This window comes from Saccharospirillum sp. ABV4_185 (genome assembly GCF_056159245.1).
In genome coordinates this window covers 900,755-921,079 of record NZ_JBSWUW010000001.1, presented here as the reverse complement: position 1 = coordinate 921,079, position 20,325 = coordinate 900,755, and the positions used below count along the sequence as shown (strand labels likewise).

The 20,325-nt window shown below is 62.9% G+C and carries 19 protein-coding genes; all 19 read right to left on the bottom strand.

The window, feature by feature from the left end:
- Window positions 1-49: 49 nt before the first annotated feature.
- The gene (locus tag ACXAE6_RS04105) at window positions 50-313 is read right to left on the bottom strand and encodes a hypothetical protein (protein ID WP_475144881.1); all 264 of its coding nucleotides are present in this window, start codon (window positions 311-313) and stop codon (window positions 50-52) included.
- On the bottom strand, window positions 310-609 hold the full coding sequence (locus tag ACXAE6_RS04100) for a hypothetical protein (RefSeq protein ID WP_475144879.1): 300 nt from the start codon (window positions 607-609) through the stop codon (window positions 310-312). The genes ACXAE6_RS04105 and ACXAE6_RS04100 overlap by 4 nt, the downstream gene beginning before the upstream one ends.
- Window positions 609-1,598, bottom strand: coding sequence for a hypothetical protein (locus tag ACXAE6_RS04095; RefSeq protein WP_475144875.1), 990 nt, complete (start codon window positions 1,596-1,598; stop codon window positions 609-611). Before ACXAE6_RS04095 ends, ACXAE6_RS04100 begins: the two co-directional genes overlap by 1 nt.
- A 2-nt stretch (window positions 1,599-1,600) precedes the next feature.
- Entirely contained in the window at window positions 1,601-2,434 is an 834-nt protein-coding gene (locus tag ACXAE6_RS04090) for a hypothetical protein (protein WP_475144874.1), read from the bottom strand.
- Window positions 2,434-3,813: a hypothetical protein gene (locus ACXAE6_RS04085; protein ID WP_475144872.1), complete on the bottom strand. Its 1,380-nt coding sequence runs from the start codon at window positions 3,811-3,813 to the stop codon at window positions 2,434-2,436. The genes ACXAE6_RS04090 and ACXAE6_RS04085 overlap by 1 nt, the downstream gene beginning before the upstream one ends.
- Window positions 3,813-8,264 (bottom strand): tape measure protein, encoded by a 4,452-nt coding sequence (locus tag ACXAE6_RS04080; protein WP_475144869.1) that lies wholly within the window; start codon window positions 8,262-8,264, stop codon window positions 3,813-3,815. Before ACXAE6_RS04080 ends, ACXAE6_RS04085 begins: the two co-directional genes overlap by 1 nt.
- A gap of 445 nt (window positions 8,265-8,709) precedes the next feature.
- The gene (locus ACXAE6_RS04075; RefSeq protein WP_475144867.1) at window positions 8,710-8,865 is read right to left on the bottom strand and encodes a hypothetical protein; all 156 of its coding nucleotides are present in this window, start codon (window positions 8,863-8,865) and stop codon (window positions 8,710-8,712) included.
- 117 nt (window positions 8,866-8,982) lie between these two features.
- Window positions 8,983-9,408 carry a DUF1799 domain-containing protein gene (locus ACXAE6_RS04070; protein WP_475144864.1) on the bottom strand — a complete coding sequence of 142 codons (426 nt, stop codon included), beginning with the start codon at window positions 9,406-9,408 and terminating at the stop codon, window positions 8,983-8,985.
- Entirely contained in the window at window positions 9,342-9,650 is a 309-nt protein-coding gene (locus tag ACXAE6_RS04065; RefSeq protein WP_475144862.1) for a hypothetical protein, read from the bottom strand. Before ACXAE6_RS04065 ends, ACXAE6_RS04070 begins: the two co-directional genes overlap by 67 nt.
- 214 nt (window positions 9,651-9,864) lie before the next feature.
- Entirely contained in the window at window positions 9,865-11,019 is a 1,155-nt protein-coding gene (locus ACXAE6_RS04060; protein WP_475144860.1) for a phage tail tube protein, read from the bottom strand.
- Window positions 11,020-11,074: 55 nt separating this feature from the next.
- Window positions 11,075-11,506 (bottom strand): phage tail terminator protein, encoded by a 432-nt coding sequence (locus ACXAE6_RS04055; protein ID WP_475144858.1) that lies wholly within the window; start codon window positions 11,504-11,506, stop codon window positions 11,075-11,077.
- The gene (locus ACXAE6_RS04050; RefSeq protein WP_475144854.1) at window positions 11,503-11,910 is read right to left on the bottom strand and encodes a gp436 family protein; all 408 of its coding nucleotides are present in this window, start codon (window positions 11,908-11,910) and stop codon (window positions 11,503-11,505) included. Before ACXAE6_RS04050 ends, ACXAE6_RS04055 begins: the two co-directional genes overlap by 4 nt.
- A 6-nt stretch (window positions 11,911-11,916) precedes the next feature.
- Window positions 11,917-12,327 (bottom strand): hypothetical protein, encoded by a 411-nt coding sequence (locus ACXAE6_RS04045; protein WP_475144851.1) that lies wholly within the window; start codon window positions 12,325-12,327, stop codon window positions 11,917-11,919.
- A gap of 71 nt (window positions 12,328-12,398) precedes the next feature.
- A complete protein-coding gene (locus ACXAE6_RS04040) occupies window positions 12,399-13,304 on the bottom strand; it encodes a Mu-like prophage major head subunit gpT family protein (protein ID WP_475144849.1) in 906 nt (301 codons plus the stop codon).
- 9 nt (window positions 13,305-13,313) lie between these two features.
- Window positions 13,314-14,486, bottom strand: a complete 1,173-nt coding sequence (locus ACXAE6_RS04035) for a phage protease (RefSeq protein WP_475144847.1) — start codon at window positions 14,484-14,486, stop codon at window positions 13,314-13,316.
- A 621-nt stretch (window positions 14,487-15,107) separates the two neighbouring features.
- The gene (locus ACXAE6_RS04030; RefSeq protein WP_475144846.1) at window positions 15,108-15,548 is read right to left on the bottom strand and encodes a phage virion morphogenesis protein; all 441 of its coding nucleotides are present in this window, start codon (window positions 15,546-15,548) and stop codon (window positions 15,108-15,110) included.
- Between the two features lie 100 nt (window positions 15,549-15,648).
- Window positions 15,649-16,803 carry a phage head morphogenesis protein gene (locus ACXAE6_RS04025; RefSeq protein ID WP_475144843.1) on the bottom strand — a complete coding sequence of 385 codons (1,155 nt, stop codon included), beginning with the start codon at window positions 16,801-16,803 and terminating at the stop codon, window positions 15,649-15,651.
- Window positions 16,800-18,632 carry a DUF935 domain-containing protein gene (locus tag ACXAE6_RS04020; RefSeq protein ID WP_475144841.1) on the bottom strand — a complete coding sequence of 611 codons (1,833 nt, stop codon included), beginning with the start codon at window positions 18,630-18,632 and terminating at the stop codon, window positions 16,800-16,802. The genes ACXAE6_RS04025 and ACXAE6_RS04020 overlap by 4 nt, the downstream gene beginning before the upstream one ends.
- On the bottom strand, window positions 18,626-20,323 hold the full coding sequence (locus ACXAE6_RS04015) for a hypothetical protein (protein ID WP_475144839.1): 1,698 nt from the start codon (window positions 20,321-20,323) through the stop codon (window positions 18,626-18,628). Before ACXAE6_RS04015 ends, ACXAE6_RS04020 begins: the two co-directional genes overlap by 7 nt.
- Window positions 20,324-20,325 lie beyond the last annotated feature (2 nt).

Below are 20,325 nucleotides of genomic sequence, written 5' to 3'. Positions count from 1 at the left end.
CTGGGGACCGGGCCGGGTGTTCGTGCACCCGGCTCGGTCGCCCTCTCTTTTACGCCTGGTTGCCAGGCGTTTCTTCTGCCGGTACCGCGTCGCGCGGGGGCGCCGCTTCCCAGGCGGCCACCAACGCTTGCACGTATTCGGGTGGCTCGCTGAACACCTCATTTTTCGCGCTGCGCAGTTCCACTTCGGTGTAGGTGTTGTACACCTGCACCGCGTGGATGTTGGCGGGCACGGCTTCGGGTATTTTTTCGAGCGTGCGGGCTTCGCCGTTGATGCTGACCTGGCGGTCGTCGGATACAAAAATCAGTCTCATGGCTGGGGTTTCCTCAATAAGTGGTTTTGATGGGCGGTCTCGGCCAGCAGCCGCTGGCTATTGGCATTGGCCTCGACCATGGCATTACGGAACGATTCAACCGCCGCGCCAGTGGCGCGTTGCTGGGCACTGTTTTCGATCAGCAGTATGGGTTGCCAACGGACGGCGCAGTCGTGGTGATCGACCGGCTGGTTGGTTTGCGGATGTCGCCCACGGATGTGAATCCAGAACGTGCACTCACCCTCAATACAGGGCTTGCGCAACAGTGGGCACAGGGGTTTATCGCGGCGGGCCATTATTGTTTCACCGCGATAATAACGTCGGTGTAGGCGACGTTCAGGTTGAAGGCATGGCTGTGGGCTTCAGCGCTGGAAGCATTCGCGGCGTGGTCGTGGGAATGGCTCCTGCCAACGTCTAATCTAAGTAAGTTTAAAGGCGCGTTGCCATTAGATATATCTGTTCCTTTTATAACAGAAGATTCTTCATACGTGAAAACGCCACCAACACTCGGCAATTTTAGAGGTACGTAATAGATCCAACTATATAAGCTCGGGATCTGCTCCTTAGTTAGGCTCCGTCCAGCCACCGTCACCTCATGCCCATGCGCCCCCGCCTCACTGACGGAAACGCTGCTGTTAAACGCCGCCTTAAACCCAGCCGAGCCACCCTGACTAACCGCACCCGTCACAATCCTTAACGCTCGATCATCCATCGCTGCATCGGTCACCTTCACCCACCCCACGGGCGCGGTGCTCTGCTGAAACAACATCCGCGTACCCGCCGGGAAGCGGGCCTCAAAACGGTTATCCGATGCGTCTTTGGTGAAGTACCGATTGTCTGATGCGTCCTTGGTGTAATACCGCTCATCCGCCTCCACCTTCGAATAACTGTCCCGATCCCGCCCAATCCGAAACCAGGCGTCGGCGTCCACCTCGTACATCAGCTCATCGCCCGATACCACCGCCTGGCCGTGCAACAGGCCATCGCCGACGATGCGGTAGAAGCCGTTGATGGCCTGGCCATCGATGCTGGGCACGGGCGGGTCGCCGTCGGCTGGGTCCCACACGCCCACGAACACTACGCCGGAGATGGCCAGCTGGGCGGCGTGCTCTGCCTCGCCGGCCACGGTGCGCAGGTCGTCGCTGAAGGTGTTCAGTTCGTCGGAAAAGGTCTCGAAGGTGGCCTGGGTCTGGTTGATTTTGTCGACGAATTCCAGGGTATCGCCTACTTGCACGCGCTGCGGCACAAGGTTAATGGGCGTGGGGGTTCGAATAGGGCTGGGCATGGTTAAACCTCCAAAAAGGTGAGCGATGACTGCCAGTTGCCCGGCAGGTTGTGGGTGGTTTTCAGGCTGGTTTCGCGGCGGCACACCAGGGTGCCTTCCAGTTCCTGCATAACGCTGTGCGCCTGTGGGTAGAGCGACACCAGCAGGTCGGCGCCCAGGCCCGCTTTGCCTAACAGGCTGACCAGGCGGGCGCGGTCGGCATCGTTCAGCCAGTCGAGGTCCACCTGAATGCGGCGACGCTGATCGGCCAGGCCCACGGTGCGCAGCGAACCGGCTTCGGTGGTGACGTGCTCACCGCTCTCCTGCCACTCAATCACCGGCGACCAGGCCACGTTGGTCTGCGGCCGGAAGGCTTCGCCGACAATGATGCGGCCCACTTCCATATAGTCATTCGTGGGCACACCGCCGAGCGTGAGGCGGTAGCCGGTCACCAGGTAGGGTCGGTCGATCCAGTGCACGGTGATGGGCACGTTGCCGGGCAGTTGGTCGTTGAAGGTGGCGCCCCAGGGGTCCACACCGGCGCGCCACAGGCCAGCGGGCAGGATGATGGCGGTGGCCACCTGGCCGCTGTCGTACACCACCTGCTCGCCATAAAGCAGCTCAACACGATGCAGGCCGCCGGCGCCCAAGTTGTGGCGCACCAGGGCCACGCAATCGACCAGGCCACCCACCGGCAGCTCGGCGTGAATCACCTGCTCGGCCACGCCCTCGCTGCGCCAGACGCGCGGCCGTTCCGAGCGCTGGGTATGGGCAATGGGCAGCGCTTCGCTGGTGGCGCTCAGGGTGGCTTGGTCGTGCAGATTGCGCGCCAGAATGCGCAGCGTCAGGTCGGTCATTAAAACCACGCCTCCAAGGTCAGTTGTTCGCGGATCGGCGACAGCCGGGTGCTGACAATGCGCCCCAAGCGACCGGCCAGACGCGGATGATCCACCGCCACCGCTTTGCCCGTCAGGGCGGCATCGGCGGGCAAAAACGCCTTCAGTTCCCACACTTCCCGGCGCACCGAGCGCAACGCCAGCCGGTGTTGCAGCTCGGCGTTCACGTCATCGATGTCGACCAGGGCGGTGTCGAGCGTTTGCTCCGGTGCCAGCGGATAGGCGGCCACGGCGTTGGTGGCGGTGCTGGCCAGCCATTCGGTGCGCAGCCGTTCAGCCAAGGCCGGATCGGTGTCGTTCAGGCTGCCCGCCACTTCATCGAGTGGGCTGTGGTTCTGCGCATAGCGCAGCGTCAAACTGGCCAGTGGCTCTTGGGTGCTGGTCAGGCTGAGGCCGTTCAGCGCCAGGTCGTCGGCCGCCAAGGTCAGGTCGGCCTGAGTGGGCAGCACCAGGCGGCGCACGCTCAATTCGCCCAGCAGGTTGATCGACCAGTGCGCGCTGATGGCGCTGCACACCTCATCGAGGATCTGCCGGCCGCTCACCTCGCCGCCATAACGCAAACCCAGGCGGTAGTCAGGCAGACGGTTGGGCAGCGCCAGAGTCGGGTCGAGCGGCAGGCCGTATTGCTCAGCCACCCACTGCACCACCTGCAAGGGTGTGGTGTGCGCCTCGGTCACCTCGCAACGCAAGGTGCGCGGGCTGTAGGCCTCGGTGGTGAATTGGCCATGAGCCAGATCGGCGCTGTGGGTGAGCAGCGGACCGTTGCCATCGCGCACCACCAGCGCCTCGAGCGGCAATTGCGACACCTGGTAGGTCAGCGTTTCGGTATCGATGCGCACCGCCTCGGCGCCCAGCACCTGGCCCAGAATCAGCGGCACCGGCTGGCCATCGGGCAGGCGGTCGCGGGCGATGGGCCGGTCGAGTTGGCTGCTGGCGTCGTACACGCCCAACCGTATCTCGCCGCGCCGGGCACTGAGTAAACCTGCGTTGGTTTGCCGGGCCAGCGGGCGGAAGTCATTGAGCGACCAGTCGGGCGCACCCAAATACAGGGTCAACGGCCAGCCCCGCCACGCATAGCGTGCCCAATGGCGGAGAGTGTCATCGTCCACCAACACCAGCTCGCCCAACTCCGGGTGGCCATCCAGGCGCGTGGTGATGTCCACCGCGCCACGCAACAGGTCGTCATACACTCGGTTCGGCGCGCTGTCGGTGGGTCGGCTCACGTAGGGCTGGCTGGCCACATACTCCACGCCCTGGGCGTGGTGCAGCTCCGCCAGCAGCACCCGGCGGGCGGATGGGTCTTGCAGCCAGGCCGAGTATTGAGCATCGGTGAGCGGCATTAGAGCACCTCCACCGGCGGACGGCTGTGCCGGGCCACGGCATCGAGGCTGCGGCTGTGGTCGCTGCGCTGGCCTTCGGCGGTGCGGTGGGCCTGCCGTTGTTCGCTGCGCAAGGCCGCCACTTCAGCGCGCAGCCGTTCCAGTTCAGCCACCACGGCCTGGCTGACACCACTGTCGTACTGGCGGGCTTCGCGCTCGGTCAGCACGCGCTCGTTCTGGTGCAGCTCGGCCACGTAGCCGTCGAACGGCACCCGCGCCAGGCCTGTGCGGTGGCTGCCGTCGGGGCGGTCGGGCACTTCGGGTGCGGTGTCGGTTTCCGGCTCGGCCAGCAGCGCTTGCAGGCTGCCGGCTAAATCGGCGGGCAAGGCATTCAGTAACTCGGCCACCGTGCTCAGTTGGTCGTAGCTGGCCACCGCCCAGTCGAGTTCCTGGCCGATCAGGTCGCGCAGTGCTTGCTGTTCGGCCAGCATCTGCTCGTTCAGTTCGGCCAGCACGGCTTCGCTGCTGCCGGCTTCCAGATCGAGGCCGAGCTGATCCAGCGCGTTGACCACGTCGTCAAAAATCGCGCCGTAGGCATCGCTGCGGCCGTAGTAAGCATCGGCGTTTTGCAGGTAGGTATCGGCGGCGGCTTGCAGCTCGCGGGCGGCGTCCAGGTCGCCGGCTTCGGCTTTCACCAACAGCTCGGCAAAGCGGGCGCTGGCCTGGTCGAGTTTTTCGGCCGGCTCGGCGGGCGACAGGTCCGACAGCCGCAACTGGGCGGTGTAGTCGCGCAGCTCGCGGGCAATGCGGCCTTGCTCTTGCAACAGTTGAATGCGTTCGTTGTAGCTTTGCTCGATGGCGGCCGATTCGGCGCTGACAAAGTCCGACAGGTCGGCGAAGTACTCTCTTAAGGCCGCGCCGTCGGCGCTGCCCAACACCTGCTCCATCACCTTGCCCTGGTCTTCCAGCTGGCTGTAGTACGCATCGGCCAGGCCGGTGAGTTCGAGCAAGGTGGCAATTTGAGCACGGCCCGCGGAGGTCGAGGCATCGAGGCTTTGCATCAGCGCCCACAGTTCGTCGCGCGTGGCGGGCAGGCTGAGGCCGACGCCACCGAGGGCGCGTTGCAAATCGGTGGCCATGAGGTCGAGCCGGTGCTGTTCCGGTGCAAAGGCTTCAATAAAGCCATTCATACCGGCGATAAATTGCTCCACCCCGCCGGCGGCTTCGACCAGGGCGGTGCTCAGTTGGGCAAATTGTTCGACGCCGGTGTTCTGCGCCTGAATGCCCAGCCGTTCCACGGCCTGCTCGGTCACCTGCACGTTGGTGGCCACCCGCGCCAGGGTTTCGCCCAGGCCTTCGCCGGCCTGTTGCATTTCCTTCAGGAAGGGCACCACCGAACCGGCCAACTGGTCGAAAGTGCGGCTAAACACCGCCTCGATCTCGGCGCGCTGCTCGTCGGCGGACAAGCCTTTTAGGCTGATCTGCTGGGTTTTAATGACGAACTCATTGATGGAATCGGCCACCGAATCGCCCGACAGGCCCAGCGCCGTAGCACCGGCATAAACGCTATTGGCAATGGCATCGAACACCAGCGCAAACTGGTCTTCCACCGCACCGTCCAACCCTTGGGTGTCGCGGCTGCGATGGGTCTCTCCAAACTTCCAGGTTTTGTATTTCACATCCTGATAGAGGCTGCCATCGACGTCGTCGCGCAGGTCGCCCAACTGGCCGCCGTTCAGAATAATACCCTGGTCGGTCACCTTGCTGCTGCCACCGAGCCAGCTGCCGATGGCATCGAACAACTTGCCACCCAGGCCGAAGGTATAAGCACCGAGCACGTCGCCGACCGCATTGCCCAGCGGGTTATCGAACAGGTTGGTTTTAATATCGAGGCCATGGTCGAAGTTGATGCCCGCCTGGGCGTCGCGCACGATCAGGTTAGAGGCGCCGCTGATGCCCTGTTGCACGCTTTGCAGCGCACGCAGCATGTCGCGGTTGATGCCCACCAGTTCGCGCGTGGCGTCGGCGGTGATCTCCACCGCGTTAGCGATCGATTCGCTCTTGGCCGCCGCGTCGCCCAACACCGTGCCGGTGCCTTGGGTCTCTTGCCGGCCTTGGGAGTCGTCCTCGAAGCCGCCCTGCAACTGAGCGATAGACACCCCCAGCGCCGCGATGCTGGCCGCCACCGCCGCCGCCCTGGGAATGGCGGTGTAAGGGTCGCCCGCCGCCAGCTGGTTCAGCACCGCCGCCACGCCCTGGGCCACCTGCATGGCCTGGATTAACACGGTGAGCTGCTGGTATTCGGTGGAGCCTTGTTCGTACATGCCGCGCATGGCATCGGCGGTGTCGAGCACGCCGCCGGCAAAGCTGTCGAGGCCAGCGGCGAGTTTTTCCAGCGCCGGGTGGCCGGCCAGTTCGTCCAGGCCCTGTTGCCAGCGTTCGAGCACGGCGTCCATCTCGGTTTGTTCCAGGTCGCCTTCGGCCACGGCCTCGTGCAACCGCTCGGTTTCTTCCGCCAGGCGTGCTTGATAATCGGCCAATGGGTCGAGTTGGGCCTGGTAGTCGGCCAGGTCGTCGCGCACCTGTTGCAGCCAGGCGTCGTAATCGGCGGCGGCGGCCGCACTGGCATCGAGCGCCGCCTGTTGGTCGCTCATCGCCCGGCTGAGGTCGATGGCCTGGCGGATCTGCGCATCGCTGGCACCCTGGGCGCGCAACTGGGCGGCCAGGCGCTCGTGTTCGGTTTGGTTCAACGCCAAATAGTCGGCTTGCAATTGCACCAGGGTATCGCGCACCTTTTGCTGGGCGTCGGCGGTGGCTTGCAGCGCGGCCTGGTGGTCGCGTTCGGTTGCGATCATCTGGCGCAGCGCTTCAGCATCGGCCACGTCGGCCTCGCCGCCACCGGCAGCGCGCACGCGACCGGCCAATTGCTCGGCGTCGCTTTGGGTCAGCTCGTGCCATTGCGCCAGCAGGTCATCGAGCAGCTTTTGTACTTCGTCCACACCCTGGCCCAAGCCTTCGGCCAACGCATCGCCAGCGGCGCTGCCACCGTCGGCCAACTCGGCCATGCGGCCATCGAGCAAGGCCAGTTGGTCGTCGTACTCGGCCAGCTCAGCGGTGAGGGAATCGAGCGCCGCTTGTTCTTCGTCGAAATTCTTGGCCCAGCCTCGGCGCATCCGCCCGCCGCCGGGGTTATCGAGTTTGGCTTGCAGTTCAGCCACCGCTGCACGCTGTGCATCCACCGCTGCTTGGGCGGTGGCCCGGCTGGCTTCAACGGCGACCTTCTGTTGCTCGACCTGAGCGGCGGACAAATAGCCCACACTGGTGCGCAGGTCATCGGTAGCACTGGTGGCCGTAGCCAGACGTCTGGCCGTGGCTTCGGCTTCGTCGCCCCAGTCTTTGAAGGCCAGCGCTAAGCCGAGGGCGGCCGAGCCTAAGGCAATCAGGACGTTGGCTTTCATGGCTGCGTTTAACGTTAAGGTGGCAATGGTGGCTCTATGGGCGGCGAGTTGGTATGCCAGGAAAGCCGCGCCACCGATGAATAACGCTTCCGCTAAGCTCTCAACCAACGGAACCAGGGTATCGGCATGATCGGTCATATAGTCCATGGCATTGCCAATGCCCGTTAGAGCAGGCGTCATCATGTCGGTGAGAGGCGCTTCCAAAGCACGCGCCAACATCAGATAGCTGTTACCAATATCGGCATATTGAGCGTTCAGGTTTTTGCCTGTTCGGGCAGCCGCACCCTCGTAGGATTCCAGCGCAGTGATCAAGGTGTCCCGAAAAAACGCGCTGGTCACCGACCCTTCGTTCACCAGTTTGCGGAAACCACCCGCACCCAGGCCGGCGGCTTGATCCAACTGCTGCATGAGGCCCGGCAATGGTTCCATCACCTGGTTGAACTCTTCGGCGCGTAACACCCCGGCCGACAGGCCCTGGCTCAGGCCGTACATGGCTTGTTCGAGTTGGGTGCTAGACGCGCCTAATTCGCTGGCCGCATTGGACAGGCCTTCCAAAATGTCGCGGCTGTTCTCTTGAGTCAGCAAGCCGCTGTTCTGCAACGTCAGCAAACGGCTGTAGCTGTCGCCCAGGGTAAGGAAGTTTTTATGGTGATCTTCGGCCAACTCGATCAGGTATTGCTCGTTCACTGCATAAGCGATGGATGACCCTGACAGCGCTTCAAGCCGCGTGCGGGCGTCCTGGTAAGCGGCCGCTGTTTGGGTCATGTTTCGGGCCATCTCGGTCAGTTGACCAACGCCCAAAAACGCCAGTAATGCGGCACGAGCCTGCCCCAGCTGGGTGGAGATCGACTGCACGCCTTTCCGGGTTTTGCTGAAGTTGCTTTGCGCCCGCCGGTTCTCGGTCTCGGTGGTGTCGCTGAATTTACGGACCTGCCCCTGAGCATCGGTCAGGGTGCCTTTCAGTTGCCGGCCATCGCCGGTGAGGGTGACTTTAAGGACGAGATCGTCAGCCATGGCGCACCCGGTTCAATGGTGCTAGGTAGGCGGCTGCCAACGCAGAAAGACAAGACGGTGTGTGGTGCATGGCAACCCCGGCAATAGAACGTTAAGGGTTAGCTTGCCGGGGCTGGAACTTGAGGTCTTTTTGCAGGAACAAAAATCAGATGGCCGGGGGTCAACTGATTATTCGTGGGGCTGTTCAGCTATTGCCGAACAGAAGATGAGTCTTCACTAAGGCAGTCGTCTTTGGGTGGCAGGCTGATAAACAAACCAATAAACAGCCTGCTCCAACTCACTACCGTGAGACCGATACCAAGATAGAGCATGACAGGGTCGCCACTCCCAAGCCCGAAAAAGAGATTAAGCGGGCCTACTAGCGCGGCCAATAACCACATATCCACCACCTCCTTTGCTGGATGTCGATACTCTGTTTAGCCGGAACTGCGCAGATGGGAAATGGTCAATCGTCGTTGAAGGTCGGAATGGTGAACATTGAAATGATCCACCCGGTCCAGCCGATCACCGTTAAGCCAACACCCAAATAGAACATGACCGGATTGTCACCCGCGCCTAACAACATACCCAGCGGGCCTATTAACCCTGCAAATAACCACATATCCACCATCTCCTTTGCTGGATGTTCGACACCCAGATTACGCCAGCACCCCCCGACCAGCGAGTCGGTTTACGTTGCAAATGTGAACTGTGTTTCAAAAGACGAAAAAGCCGGCCCTTATCGGCCGGCTTTATAACGCTCGCGCACCACCTCCAAAGCGCCGCGCTCTATCCATTGCACTTCCATCAACCGCGCTTTGCGTTCGCCCGGTGGCACCTGGTGCAGGTCCATCACGCTGGCCAGGGCTGAATAATCCAGCCCGGTGAGGCCGCCCAGTGGCCCTTGCCGCCACTGGGTGGCGCAGGCCAAAAACAACTCCAGGGCGGGCCAGTGCTCCGGCAGCACCGGGTGGTGCGTGGGTGCGGGCGGGCTTTTTGAGCGGATGCGTTCGGCGGTGGCGGCATCGACCAGGGCATCGAGGCCATCGGTGTTGAGCCGAGATGGGCCGCCATTGGCCCACACCCGGCCCAGTTCTGTTAAAGCCGCGCCTGGTTCTTTTTTACGATGTGCGCGGTGTAGGTGCTGACCAATGCGGTCGAGCACGAGGGGTCGTTTTTCACGGCATCGAGCACGGCGTCGCCTTCCTTGCCCGGCACTTCAATGTCGTGCACCGAGACCAGCACTTTATCGAGCAGGCTTTCGTCGGTACTCATAGCGCGTACTTCGTTGATGGGCAACACCTTGAAGGTGGCCTGGAATTCGCCTTTGTGCTGCTGGCCTTGGTCGTCATACAAAATGACCGACACAGGCAGACGGCAGGTGCGTTGGGTATTGAGTGTAAACATCGGTTGGTTGTACTCCCTATCACTATGGCGTTGTACGCCTACTGAATGCTGGTCGGAAAACGCGGGCCACTAAAACAAACCGCCACTCCTTGTGGTGATTCAGTCGCCCGCTGGGTGTGCTTTCCGGTCAGCGTTTGCTGTGGCTCTGGCGGGTCGCGCCGGAACGTTTTATTGGGCGTTGTACGCCCGGTTCTGTTGGAGCGCTTGCGCGCCCTTAGTGAAACAGTAAATAAAACTCGTCGTCGTTTTGGCCGGTGGCTTCGAACGGCAGGTCGTAGGCGTCGCTGCCGGCCCGTTCGGTGTCGCTGATGCCGGTCACCCGAGCGCCAGTCACCACCAGCGAGATGCGCTCACCCGCTGCCTGCCCCAGAGTGGCGGTAATGGCCGCTTTTTCGCCGTTCTCCCACAGGGTGAAGGGGTTGAAGGCATCCAGCGGCAGGCTTTCGGGGTTCAGGCTGCCGGTGGGTGCGCGGTTGGCGATGCGGTAGCTGTGGCGGCCATCGGGGCTGTTGATGTCGGGCACCGGTTGCACGTCGGCGGCCCAGTCGAAACTCAGCTTTTCAATGGTGCCGATGTCGCTGGGGTAATCGCCCAGCCGCAGGCCGGCCGATTGGCCGATCGGTGGCAGGCTGTCGTTGTAGTCCGCCGCCGGCATCGGCACGTTGTCGGGGCTTTGGTACAGGCCCATCAGGTTGAATTGCACGGTGCAGAATTCGCCGGCTGTCCACTCGAAGCTGAAGCTGCCGCGCACGGTTTTGGCGATGCGCCGCTGGCCGTCGTAGTGGGCATGCAGCACGGCGGCGCGGTGGGCGCTGCGGTCGGATTCTGGCCGGTAGACCAGCGCTTTGCTCAGTTGCTGGGCGGTCGCGACGGCGGTTCCGCAGGCCAGTTCGTCGTTGGGCGCCGGCAGGTTTTGGACGTTGCGCAGCCACAACGCCAACTCACCAGGGGCACCCGGTACGGCCTGCACCAGGGTGCCAACGATGTCGTTGGTGGTGGTGTTGGTGACCTCGGCCCCCGGTTCAAAGTCGCCGTAGGCGTCTTGCACGGTGAGGATGGCACCCGCTTCCTGGGTCATACCGCAGGCCAATAAGGCCGGGTGCAGCGGGGGCGCTTTCAGTTCGCCGGTATCGGCATCGAGCCCGCCGCCTTTCAGTTCCAAAGGCAGGGTGATGCTGTAGCTTTTGGCACCGATCACGCTGGCCGATTTACTGAAAGTGGGTCGCACCACATCGCGGCTTTTAACGTCACCTTCGGGTTTGATGGCCAGGCCCGATTGCACTTCCAGGGCTTGCAGGGTGCCGTCCAGTTCGCCGCTGGCGGTTTCCAGGCCGATCAAGACCAGGCGTCGGTTGGTGTTGTTGTTCATGAGGTTGTGTTCCTTCAATCGTTAACAGAAAAGTCCTTTTGCGTCGTGCACCCGGTCAGCTGCCGCTTGCGGCCCGGTACTGCACCGCTGTGCTGTACCGGTCTAACCACCACAAGGTGCTTTGATCGAGCTTTAACAAGTCGCCGTTGCCTAATAAACAAGGCACATTGGCGCCGTCGGGCGTCCAACCAAACAACCGTTGGCGCACCTGGTGGCGGGCATCGGTCAGCCGCGCGCTGCCCAGGTCGCCCAGCGGGTCGTTCAGGCTGCGCACGGCCAGCACGATGCCGAACGTCAATTGCTGTCGTTGCAGCGCCGGGCCCGCCACGCGCTGTTGCTCCAACGGCCGTTCGGTCAGCGGCACCACCCAGGCCTCTACGCCTTGTTGCGGTGGTTTTTCTAACACCGCCGCTAAGGCCAATGCTGAGGCCACCCGACTGAGGCTGGGCAGACCCGTTAGGCGTTCTTCAATGGAGGCCAGAGTCATCGACGGTGCTCCCGGCTGAACACCGACGGCGAGCTGGCCCAGTCGGCCAAGTCTTCACCGGTGGGTTCCACCGCTTCGGGCAAGCCGAGGGTGGCGTGGCCTTTGGCCAGGGCGTCGAGGTACTTCATGGCATCGTCGCGGCGCTTTTTGACGGCATCGCCGGGCTGGTGTTCGAGGGCGTAGCGCACCAGGTCGCGGCTGAGGGTGTTCAGCACCGCCGGCACCTGGCCTTGCTCATCGAGTGCCAACGGCAGGTCGTAGCGAATGGCCAGGAAGCTGTCGATCAGCGCGCCGGCATCGGCAATGGCTTCGGCAATGGCACCCGGTCGGCCCGCTTCGAGTTGGGCGATATCGGCCTCACCAAAGCGGTCGACCAGGTCTTGCCGGGTGCAATAGACGCTCAAAAAAGGCTACTCCCCGTCCAAACCGCCAGCTACCGTTTGGGAGTCACATCTGTCCGCCATGGCCTGCACGCGCAGCATGGGATCGGCCTTCAGCGCGGCGACCTGTTCGTCGGTCAAGTCGTCCAGCGCCAGGGCAACGCCGTCGCGGTTGAACTGGAAACCACAGCGCCAGCGGCCCTGGTCGGACAGGGCTTCAATCCACAAGGCTGCTACGCTGTCGTCTGCGGTTGACTCTTTGTCTGGGGTTGCCGACTGGCCGTCCGTTTGCGGCGCCTGATCGCCTGCCGTTGATTCGCTGGCCGGGTCGGCGGGCGTTGGTTCCGTTGCCGCCTTCGGCTCACCGGCCGGTTCGGTTGGCGTTGGTTCCGGTTTTGTTTCGGCGGCTTTAGCGGCCGGTTTTTTCTTGGCGGTTGCCATAATTCATTCTCCTGCGTTGGAGACGCCGAGCCGCTGTTCAGCGTTTAGCGTCTCCCGTTAAGCGTTAAGCGTTAGAGATAATCCGCGACCACCAACTCCAGCCGGCCTTTCAACTCGTTCGATGAGTTGGCGTCCAGCTCGCGTTCCAACATCCGGGTGGCTTCTTTTTCCATGCCGGGGCCAACCACCAACAGGTTGGGCTTTACGCCCAGTTTTTGGCCGCCGTCGGCTTCAACACTGCGCATGGCGGTAATGCCTGCCCAGAGGTTCTCGGCAGTCAGCGGTTTGCGGCTGCAATAAGCCAGTTGCCAGAATGAAAAGCCGACGTTGCGCCGACAGTCGGCACCGAAGCGGTAGATGTCCTGCATGAACGTCACTTCGTCGTCGAGCTTGGTCATCGATACCAGGTTGGGTGCACGGCGGTTTTGCAGGATGACCGGTTTGATGGCGCGGCTGGTATCGAGCAGGAACCAGGGCGTACCGGCACCGCCGTTGGCGTCGTAGTTGCTGACCAGCTTGGCTTCGCCGGTGCCATCGGCGTTGGGGTACACCGGGTGTTCGGTGTCGAAGAAGTTCTGGCCGTCGTAACAGACCGTCGACATGCCCGCTGCGAGCAGCCCATAACACAATTGGTCGGGCTGCACTTCGACCATCCGCCCCATCTCCTGGAACATCGGTGTATAAATGCCGACTTCGTCGTCGTCGATGTCGTCGCGTTCCACACCCACGGTGCTTTCGTACTTTTTGTTGGTGATCGAATAGCCATGCGCCTGCATGGAATTGATCACCCGTTCACCCACCCATTCGCGCAGCATGGGAAACTTACCCAGCCAGCCGTAGGTGTTCGATTTGGTGGTCGAGTTGATGACGGTGGCGATCTTCTGCCATTGCGGTTTGGCGCTTTCCATGCCGTTTTTGAAGTCGCCTTTCCAGCCGACAAACAGCGCCTTGATCAATGCGGGGGTAACGATGGCCATGGGGCCTCCTTAGGCGTCCAGGTGCTGGGCTTTCAAAGCGGCGTATTCGGTCGGCGTTTTGCCGATGAGCTTGGCGGCTTCGAGTTCGTCAGCGGTGAGTTGGGTGGCGGGTTCGTCGGTGTTATCGACCGGCGCTTTGCCATCGGTTTGGGTGCGTTTCAGCGCGGCGAGGCCAGGGCTGTCTTGCAGATGGGCTTTCAACGCCACCAGGCCCTGCTCACGCAGCCAGTCGGCGGTGGCTTTGCCGGCAATGCGACCATCGGCCAGGCCTTCTTCAATCAGCCGGTCCACTTCGGCGATGGCGGTCTGGCCTTTCAACGCGGTGAGCGCGGCCTGACTTTCGTCGTACACGGCTTTGGGCACGTACTGGCTGAGGTCGGGCTTAACAGCGTCGGCTTTTTGCTTTAAGGCCACCACGGCGCCTTTGGCATCGGCACCGGCCGTGATGGCCAGTTCGCCGCGCACGGCCTCCATGCTGGTGTTGGCCTCGCGGCCGGCTTTTACAGCGGCGAGAATCTGCTCATCGGTGGCATCGGAAGCCAGGCCGAGCAGTTCGATCAGTTGTTGGCGGTCCACAGTGGAATCCTCCTTGGCGTGGGGTGGGCTATAACGGGCCGCCGCACGGGCGACCAGGTCGGAATGGCCATCAATGGCCGGGTAGTTGGTGACGGCCGCCATCAGCACATCGGTGACGGTGCCGGTGTGCCGATCGAAGCCGAACACCGGTGATAGATAGCGGTATTCACCGGCTTCGATCAGGCTGCAGGCGCGGGCGGTCCAGCGCACATCGGTGGCGTACAGGCCTTGGCCCTCGCGCCACTCCAGCTGTTTGAACCAGCCGGAGGCCGGCGCCGGCTGGCCCGAGGTTTCGGCGTAGAGGGTTTGGTGTTCGTAGTCGATGACGAAGTCGCCCACGGCAGCGCGGACTTTGGCGATAACCGCTGCGGCTGCTTTGGCATCGAGAAACCAGTCGCTGAACGGATGTTCGTTGCCGGGCCGACCATCGCGGGCGCGAAAATGGCCGGCAGGTATCAGCAGCAGTTCGGTTGGCGCCTGGCCTTGTGGCAGTTCGGCCACGCAGGCGACCACCGCGACCGACGCTGACGCTGGTCTAGCCGACAAAGCCGCCACGGCGGTCGCCGTTGGCAGGGGTTGGGTTGGATGTTGTTGAGAGAGTCGCATGGGGCCATCGTTGGGCATTCGATGGCCTGAGTCTTTTTGCCTCTGCAAAAATTTAACGGGCGGGGTTGGGTAGGTTGGCAGCCACAGCGTTCGGATCGATGCGGCAAGCTATCCGTAACGCGTTATAACGGCGGCGGCCGATGATCAACAGACCAACAGGCGGGTTACCAGGGGCCAGAGCTTAGAGCGCCGCTGAGTGTGGGGCGGCAAAACGGAGGCTGTGCGAGGCGGGACGGGTCCGTGTCCCGGTGGGGATTCCAACAGCTCCAGCTTGGGGGGCCTCACACAGCCGGCGCCAGTATTGGCTGCCTCCAAAGTGCCCAGCCAGTACTTTTTCGGCCAGTGTTCCGTTTTTGTGCTGGGGGACTCAGTTTTTTGGAAACGGCTGGAGCGCTGGTGTGTCGGGGGGCTGAGCTTGGAAATACGAAACAGGGGTGGGCGCGCGGGACATCCTTGTCGCCGGAAGAAGGCTGCGGGGGCGGGGACGTCCATGTCCCGAGCGCTGGTCAGGGAGGCACAGAAGGATGTAATAGCCCCACACAGCCGTGGCCGATTTTAAACCGCTGGCCGTGGCTGGCCAGAGGCTTTGTTGTCTTCTGAGTGTTGGGTCTCAGTTTGGTGCTAGCGGTTCAGAAAATCGGTGAGGATTTCCAGCGCCTGGTCTTCGTCGCCGTCCGATAGCCCCAAGAACGGCCGCGCCGGAATGTCGCCCCAGAGGTTGGGGAACTGCTCGCGGGTGCCGCCAAAGTGTTGCATGGCGGCGTATTCCATGGGGCTGCCAACGGCGACGCCATCTGAAACGGCGCGGTAGCTGATCTGTTTGGCCAGTTGCTGGCTTTCGCCTTCCAGGGTCCGGTCGTGCCCTTTTCGTTCGGTGGTGACAGGCGATAACGATTGCCAGGGCGTGCCATCGGGCGACTGGTGTTCGCGAAAGCGTTGCTGAGTGCTGTTGACCAGGGCTTCGCCGATACTCTGCCAAGCTGGCAACGAGCCGGTGCTGTTGTTCGCCAACCGCCCCAGGGCATCGAGTAGCGCTTGGTCGGCGATGTTGATTTCAATCATGGGCAGCCTATACTTTAAGGGCTGATCGTCGTAACGCTTACGAGCCCAGCCCAGACGGGTTGATGAGGTCTAGCGGGGAGCGCGTGCCCCGTGATCAGCGTTAACGAATGCGGGTGTCAGGTTTCGGCTTGGCGCCCGTTTCGTTTTTAAAGAGCGTTAAAAAGTAGTTCTTCCTGCCATCACTGGTGCGCTTGAGCACCGCCCGATAGACCGTGCCCTTCACCGTTAAATAGATCAGCCGCTCTTTTCGATGGGGCTGCTGGTACACCTCCCCTTCATCCAGAATGGTCTGCACTGTCCGGTAGTCGGCGAGCCCGATCTCGGGGTGGCTGTTTAGGTGACGCCGCAAACTGTCTTGTGACAACAGCACCACCGCCGACTGCGCGCCGAGCGCGCTTTGGTCGCTCGGCTTCAGCACGGCCACGGGGTATTCGCCCTGCAGCTCGCCGTGAAAAAACCGCCGGAACAACGGCGCCGCCACCAACTCGGCGACGTTCAGCCGGGCCACGGCGTGGTCGAGCGTTTCCAGCCGGTTGCGGCGTGCGGCGATGGCGCGCTCGGCGGCGCTGGCGCCAGGGGCGTAGTCCCAGCCGTAGGGGATGCCTTCGGGCAGCAATGTCACTTCGCCGGTTTTGGGGTTGAGGTGCTCGACCCTCTCACCCGGTGGCGGCTTGAAGTCGGCCGGGGTGAGACCGAGCCGGGCCAGGTCGCGCTCGCTCAGGGTTTCGACGCCGCAGTTACAGCCGAAGCCGTTGGGCGGGTAACGTTTGTTAAACCAGGGGTGCTTGGCGGGCAGCACGACGCCATGCCAGCGCAGGTGGCTTAACCGTGGGTTTTCGACGGTGTTGTGCACGTAGCGCCAATAGGGCCGCAGCCGCATCAGCTCCGGGTCGGTCATCTGTTGCCAACGGCCGGCGGCGTAGCTGGTGGCCAGGTTGGTTTTGTAGATGACGCGGGTGCGCCAGGCAGTGCCCGCCTCGCTGCCTTCGCCGCGCCAGCCGGTCCAGCCATGTTTGGCAACGAGGTCGCGGAACGCCTGGCGGAAGGCGCCGAGGCTTTTGCCTTCCGTAATGCTTTGCTGAACCGCTTCGCGCAGGTCGGCCAGTAAGTCGGCTTTCATGGCGCCGGCGACGACAAAGGCGTGGTCGTGGCTGGCGCCGGTGAGGTCGTCCCAAGCGGTGCTGGGCAGGTTCAGTTTGCGCTTGAAGTACGCGACCTGCTCGGCGAACGGCTGCTTGAACACCGCCTTGATCATGCGTCGTCGCCTGGGCTTTCGAGGCTGTCGCGGCCGGCTAAGGTGGCGGCGGCGAAGGCGTCGGCCATCAGGCCGGTGAGCGCTTCAGTGGGCAGGTCGCCAAAGGCATCGAGCAGCCGGTCTTGCAGTTGTTCTAGGGTGAGCCCATCGGTTTCTGCCTGGGCGATCAGGGCGTCGAGCTGATTGGCCCAGTCTCCGACGAGGGCGTCGGCCTCGGTGCTTAACTGAGGCGTGGCCGGGTCGGTGTAGCTGCCAGGCTGAGCTGGGCTTTGTTCGCTGGCGGGGCGCAGTGCGGTCCAACCGGGAGGCAGTTTTGATCGGGTGGCAGCGGTGCCCAACAGGCGTTGCACTTGGTCGGGGGCGATGGCCGGGAAACCCGCTTCAATAAGCGCCTGGGCGCGCTCGCGGTTCAGCTGGCCGCTTTGCACCTGGGCGATCACCTCGGCCAGGGAGGTAATCTGGGCGCCGTTCAGCGCGGTTTGCTGCACCGATTCTGACGCGCCGACCAGGCCGTCCAGCGCTGCCGCTGGTTTGCCGGCTTTCGGTTGCAGCACGTCGCCCCGGCCAATTTCTTCGTCGGTGGCGCGCGGGATGCGGGTTTTTTCGTGCACCCACCACAGCGGTATTTTGGCGCCCATGTCAACGTAGGTGGGCAGGCTGTCGGCTAAGTGTTTGATGTCTTCTGCTTCGCCGGTGTCGAGGTAAAAGCGCGGTGCGCGGCGCGGGTCGCTGATGCCGAAGTTGAGCAGCGCCAGCGGTACTAACAGATCGCGGTTGAGGGTGCCGGCGTATTGGCGCACGTCGGAACGGATGAGGCTTTGCAGGCCGCGTTCGTGCACGTTGCCGAGCGCATTGGTATTGGTGCCTTCGCCGGTGCCGCTGGTGAGGGTGCCGCCTAAGATGACTTTGGCTTTGGCACGTTCGCACCAGTTCAACATGGCTTCGAACAGGTCGGAGCGGCCGCTGGCCACTTCTTTAAAGTCGATCTTCATGCCGTCGGGCACCATGCCAGCGCCGCGATGGCCAATGCCGATGAGCGCTTGCATGAGGGTGGCTTTTTGCTCTTTCGAAGCGCCGCTGGGGTAGCTGCCCAGGCGCACCGGCAGGCCGTAAATTTCCAGCAGTTCGGCTAAGTCGCCTAAGGCGTAGTTGGCGAACAGATAGGGCCAGGCTAACTGCCGGTGCAGGCCACTGCGCGCCACATAACCAGGCTTGGCGCGGTGGCGATGTTGCAGCCAGCCGAGCGGCCACAGGGGTTCGCCGTTGGCGCTGTTATTGCGCAGCGTTATCTGGTCGGCGTCGTCCGGGTGCAACTGGAACCAGCGGTGCGGGCGCAGGATGGGCTGTTCGATCAGCCGTTCGCTGCCGTAGCGTTGCCACGGCAGTTCCAGGTGGGCGAAGCCGTGGCCGATGCCGGCGCCTAAGTCGAGGATCAGGTCTTCGACTTCTAACCCGCTGAACACGGCGATGGCTTGGTCGGTGGCTTTGCGTTCCAGGGCGCTGGCGTTATCGGGCGGGACAATTTGCCATTCCAATTCGGCGGCCTGCTGGCGACGCTTGGCCATATCGGAACCGATTTGTGGGTCGCGCTCTTCCATGTCATCGAACAGGTCCGACTGGGCCATGAGGTCGCCCTGCTCGGCGGCTTCCAAAATGCTGTGCAACTTGGCCGGGGTTAACCCGCGCGTGGGGTGTTCGGCAAAGTCGCGTTTCAGCCAGCCGATGCCGGCGCGGTCGGCGTCGCTTGGGTCGTCGGTTTGGCGTTCGCTCAGGGCCTGGCTGGCGGTTGGGCCGAACAGCTGCTTGAGCAGTTTGAGGGTGGCTACCATGCGCCTTCTCCGGCAAAGGGGTTGATAAAGTCGTCGCTGTCGTCGTCGCGCGGGTTGGCTAACCAGCCGCTGGCGTGGGTGGGCACCGGGGTCCAGTCGATCTCATAGCCGGTGGTGTTGATGGCAGCGAACGACATCAGCGCGCCGGCAATAGAACCGTCGCCATGGCGGATCAGTTCGGGGTCTTTCAGGTCGCGCCGTTCAATGCGCGGCACCATGGGAATGCCGTCGACGTATTCGACCGCGCGGTGGTCGTCTTCCAACGAGGCGTCGCGCGGTAAGGTGATGTAGCCGTCTTCGAACAGGCCGACGTATTTGCTCATCCATTCGCCGTACCAGGTGCGCGATAAGGTGACTTCGTGCACCGGCCCGCCAAAGTAGATGCCCCGGTCTTTATCCAGTTCGGCGCGGCCGTAGCGGTCGCCGGTGTATTCCATGAGCGTTTGCCCGGGGCCGCTGGCATCGCCGGCGAAGGTCCAGCGCGACAGGGTGTCGAGCAGGTGCCACAGAATTTGCTCTTGTTGCCGTGCGGGGGCGTTGGCCAGTTCGATCACAAAGGGCACGTCCCGCCCTAAGGTTTGGGTGATTTTCGCGGGCATGATGACCGAGAAGTGGCGATGCCGGGCGAAGTCCATGCCCACGGCCCAGCGGCCGTCGAAGCCATGCTGGGCAATGGCGAGCACGGGCGCCAGGTGTTGGGCAATCCACGTTTGGCACCAGAGGTCGCGCTCGGCTTCGCTGCGGCGCGGGAAGTCGTCATCGAACACCAGGCGCAGCACCGGGCGCACTTCGGGCATGGCGTTTTCAATCCACACGCCGGGGATGGCGGAGCCTTCGCCATCGCGCGGGATGACGTCGAGTTCTTCACGCATGGCGGCCTTGCGTGGGCCATAGGCCAACCGGATGGCCTGGTACCAGTCACGCTTGCCCGCATCGGTGGCGTCGATGCCGCGCATAAAGCACACCCGTTCATACAGGCCATTGGCGACGGCGTCATCGAAGGAAATGCGAATGACGGCGGCGCGTTTGCCATAGCGGCCGGCGCGCACATCGGCAACCAATTGGTAGAAGGGGTTTTTCTTGCCTCGGTGCGTCGACCAAATGCGAATCCGCCCGCCCCAGATCAATAAGGCGGTGGCCGATTCCAACACGGCGCCGACGTTTTTGTGCAGCGCGGCTTCGTCGATGTTGACCAGGCCTTGCAGGCCGTGAATGTTTTCCGGCCGCGACGATAAGGCGGTGATGCGGAACCCGCTGGCGAAGCGCACGCGAAAGGCCTGGATGTTGCGGCTGCTGCCGTCGGGCAGTTGGTCGATGAAGATGTGCTGCTCGATCATCGTGGCCTGGCCGCGCGCGACGATCTGGGCGAATTTGCCGACGTAGCCGATGTATTCCAAGCCCTTTTCGCGGGTGTCGGCCATGTACCAGACGTTGTCGCCGCCGGCGTCTTTGTTGCTGGCGCCGGTGATGGTGTCGCTCAGGGCTTGGGCGAAGGTGATGCCGGTGCGTCGGCCTTTTTCGCAGATGGAAATGTCCAGCGCTTGCTGCATCTGAATCCAGTCGGATTGATGCGCCATGAGCACGCCGGCGGCCAAGGGGTTGAACTCGGCTGGTACCTGGCGCACCCGTTCGGGCAGTTCGTCCCATTCGAGGACGCGCTCGGTGTCGTGCAGCGGTGCGGGGATGCTCATGG

Excerpts from the sequence above, each read along its gene's own strand:
- ACXAE6_RS04105 (WP_475144881.1), bottom strand. The coding sequence starts at position 313 with ATGAGACTGATTTTTGTATCCGACGACCGCCAGGTCAGCATCAACGGC.
- ACXAE6_RS04100 (WP_475144879.1), bottom strand. The coding sequence starts at position 609 with ATGGCCCGCCGCGATAAACCCCTGTGCCCACTGTTGCGCAAGCCCTGT.
- ACXAE6_RS04095 (WP_475144875.1), bottom strand. The coding sequence starts at position 1,598 with ATGCCCAGCCCTATTCGAACCCCCACGCCCATTAACCTTGTGCCGCAG.
- ACXAE6_RS04090 (WP_475144874.1), bottom strand. The coding sequence starts at position 2,434 with ATGACCGACCTGACGCTGCGCATTCTGGCGCGCAATCTGCACGACCAA.
- ACXAE6_RS04085 (WP_475144872.1), bottom strand. The coding sequence starts at position 3,813 with ATGCCGCTCACCGATGCTCAATACTCGGCCTGGCTGCAAGACCCATCC.
- ACXAE6_RS04080 (WP_475144869.1), bottom strand. The coding sequence starts at position 8,264 with ATGGCTGACGATCTCGTCCTTAAAGTCACCCTCACCGGCGATGGCCGG.
- ACXAE6_RS04075 (WP_475144867.1), bottom strand. The coding sequence starts at position 8,865 with ATGTGGTTATTTGCAGGGTTAATAGGCCCGCTGGGTATGTTGTTAGGC.
- ACXAE6_RS04065 (WP_475144862.1), bottom strand. The coding sequence starts at position 9,650 with ATGTTTACACTCAATACCCAACGCACCTGCCGTCTGCCTGTGTCGGTC.
- ACXAE6_RS04060 (WP_475144860.1), bottom strand. The coding sequence starts at position 11,019 with ATGAACAACAACACCAACCGACGCCTGGTCTTGATCGGCCTGGAAACC.
- ACXAE6_RS04055 (WP_475144858.1), bottom strand. The coding sequence starts at position 11,506 with ATGACTCTGGCCTCCATTGAAGAACGCCTAACGGGTCTGCCCAGCCTC.
- ACXAE6_RS04045 (WP_475144851.1), bottom strand. The coding sequence starts at position 12,327 with ATGGCAACCGCCAAGAAAAAACCGGCCGCTAAAGCCGCCGAAACAAAA.
- ACXAE6_RS04040 (WP_475144849.1), bottom strand. The coding sequence starts at position 13,304 with ATGGCCATCGTTACCCCCGCATTGATCAAGGCGCTGTTTGTCGGCTGG.
- ACXAE6_RS04035 (WP_475144847.1), bottom strand. The coding sequence starts at position 14,486 with ATGCGACTCTCTCAACAACATCCAACCCAACCCCTGCCAACGGCGACC.
- ACXAE6_RS04030 (WP_475144846.1), bottom strand. The coding sequence starts at position 15,548 with ATGATTGAAATCAACATCGCCGACCAAGCGCTACTCGATGCCCTGGGG.
- ACXAE6_RS04025 (WP_475144843.1), bottom strand. The coding sequence starts at position 16,803 with ATGATCAAGGCGGTGTTCAAGCAGCCGTTCGCCGAGCAGGTCGCGTAC.
- ACXAE6_RS04020 (WP_475144841.1), bottom strand. The coding sequence starts at position 18,632 with ATGGTAGCCACCCTCAAACTGCTCAAGCAGCTGTTCGGCCCAACCGCC.
- ACXAE6_RS04015 (WP_475144839.1), bottom strand. The coding sequence starts at position 20,323 with ATGAGCATCCCCGCACCGCTGCACGACACCGAGCGCGTCCTCGAATGG.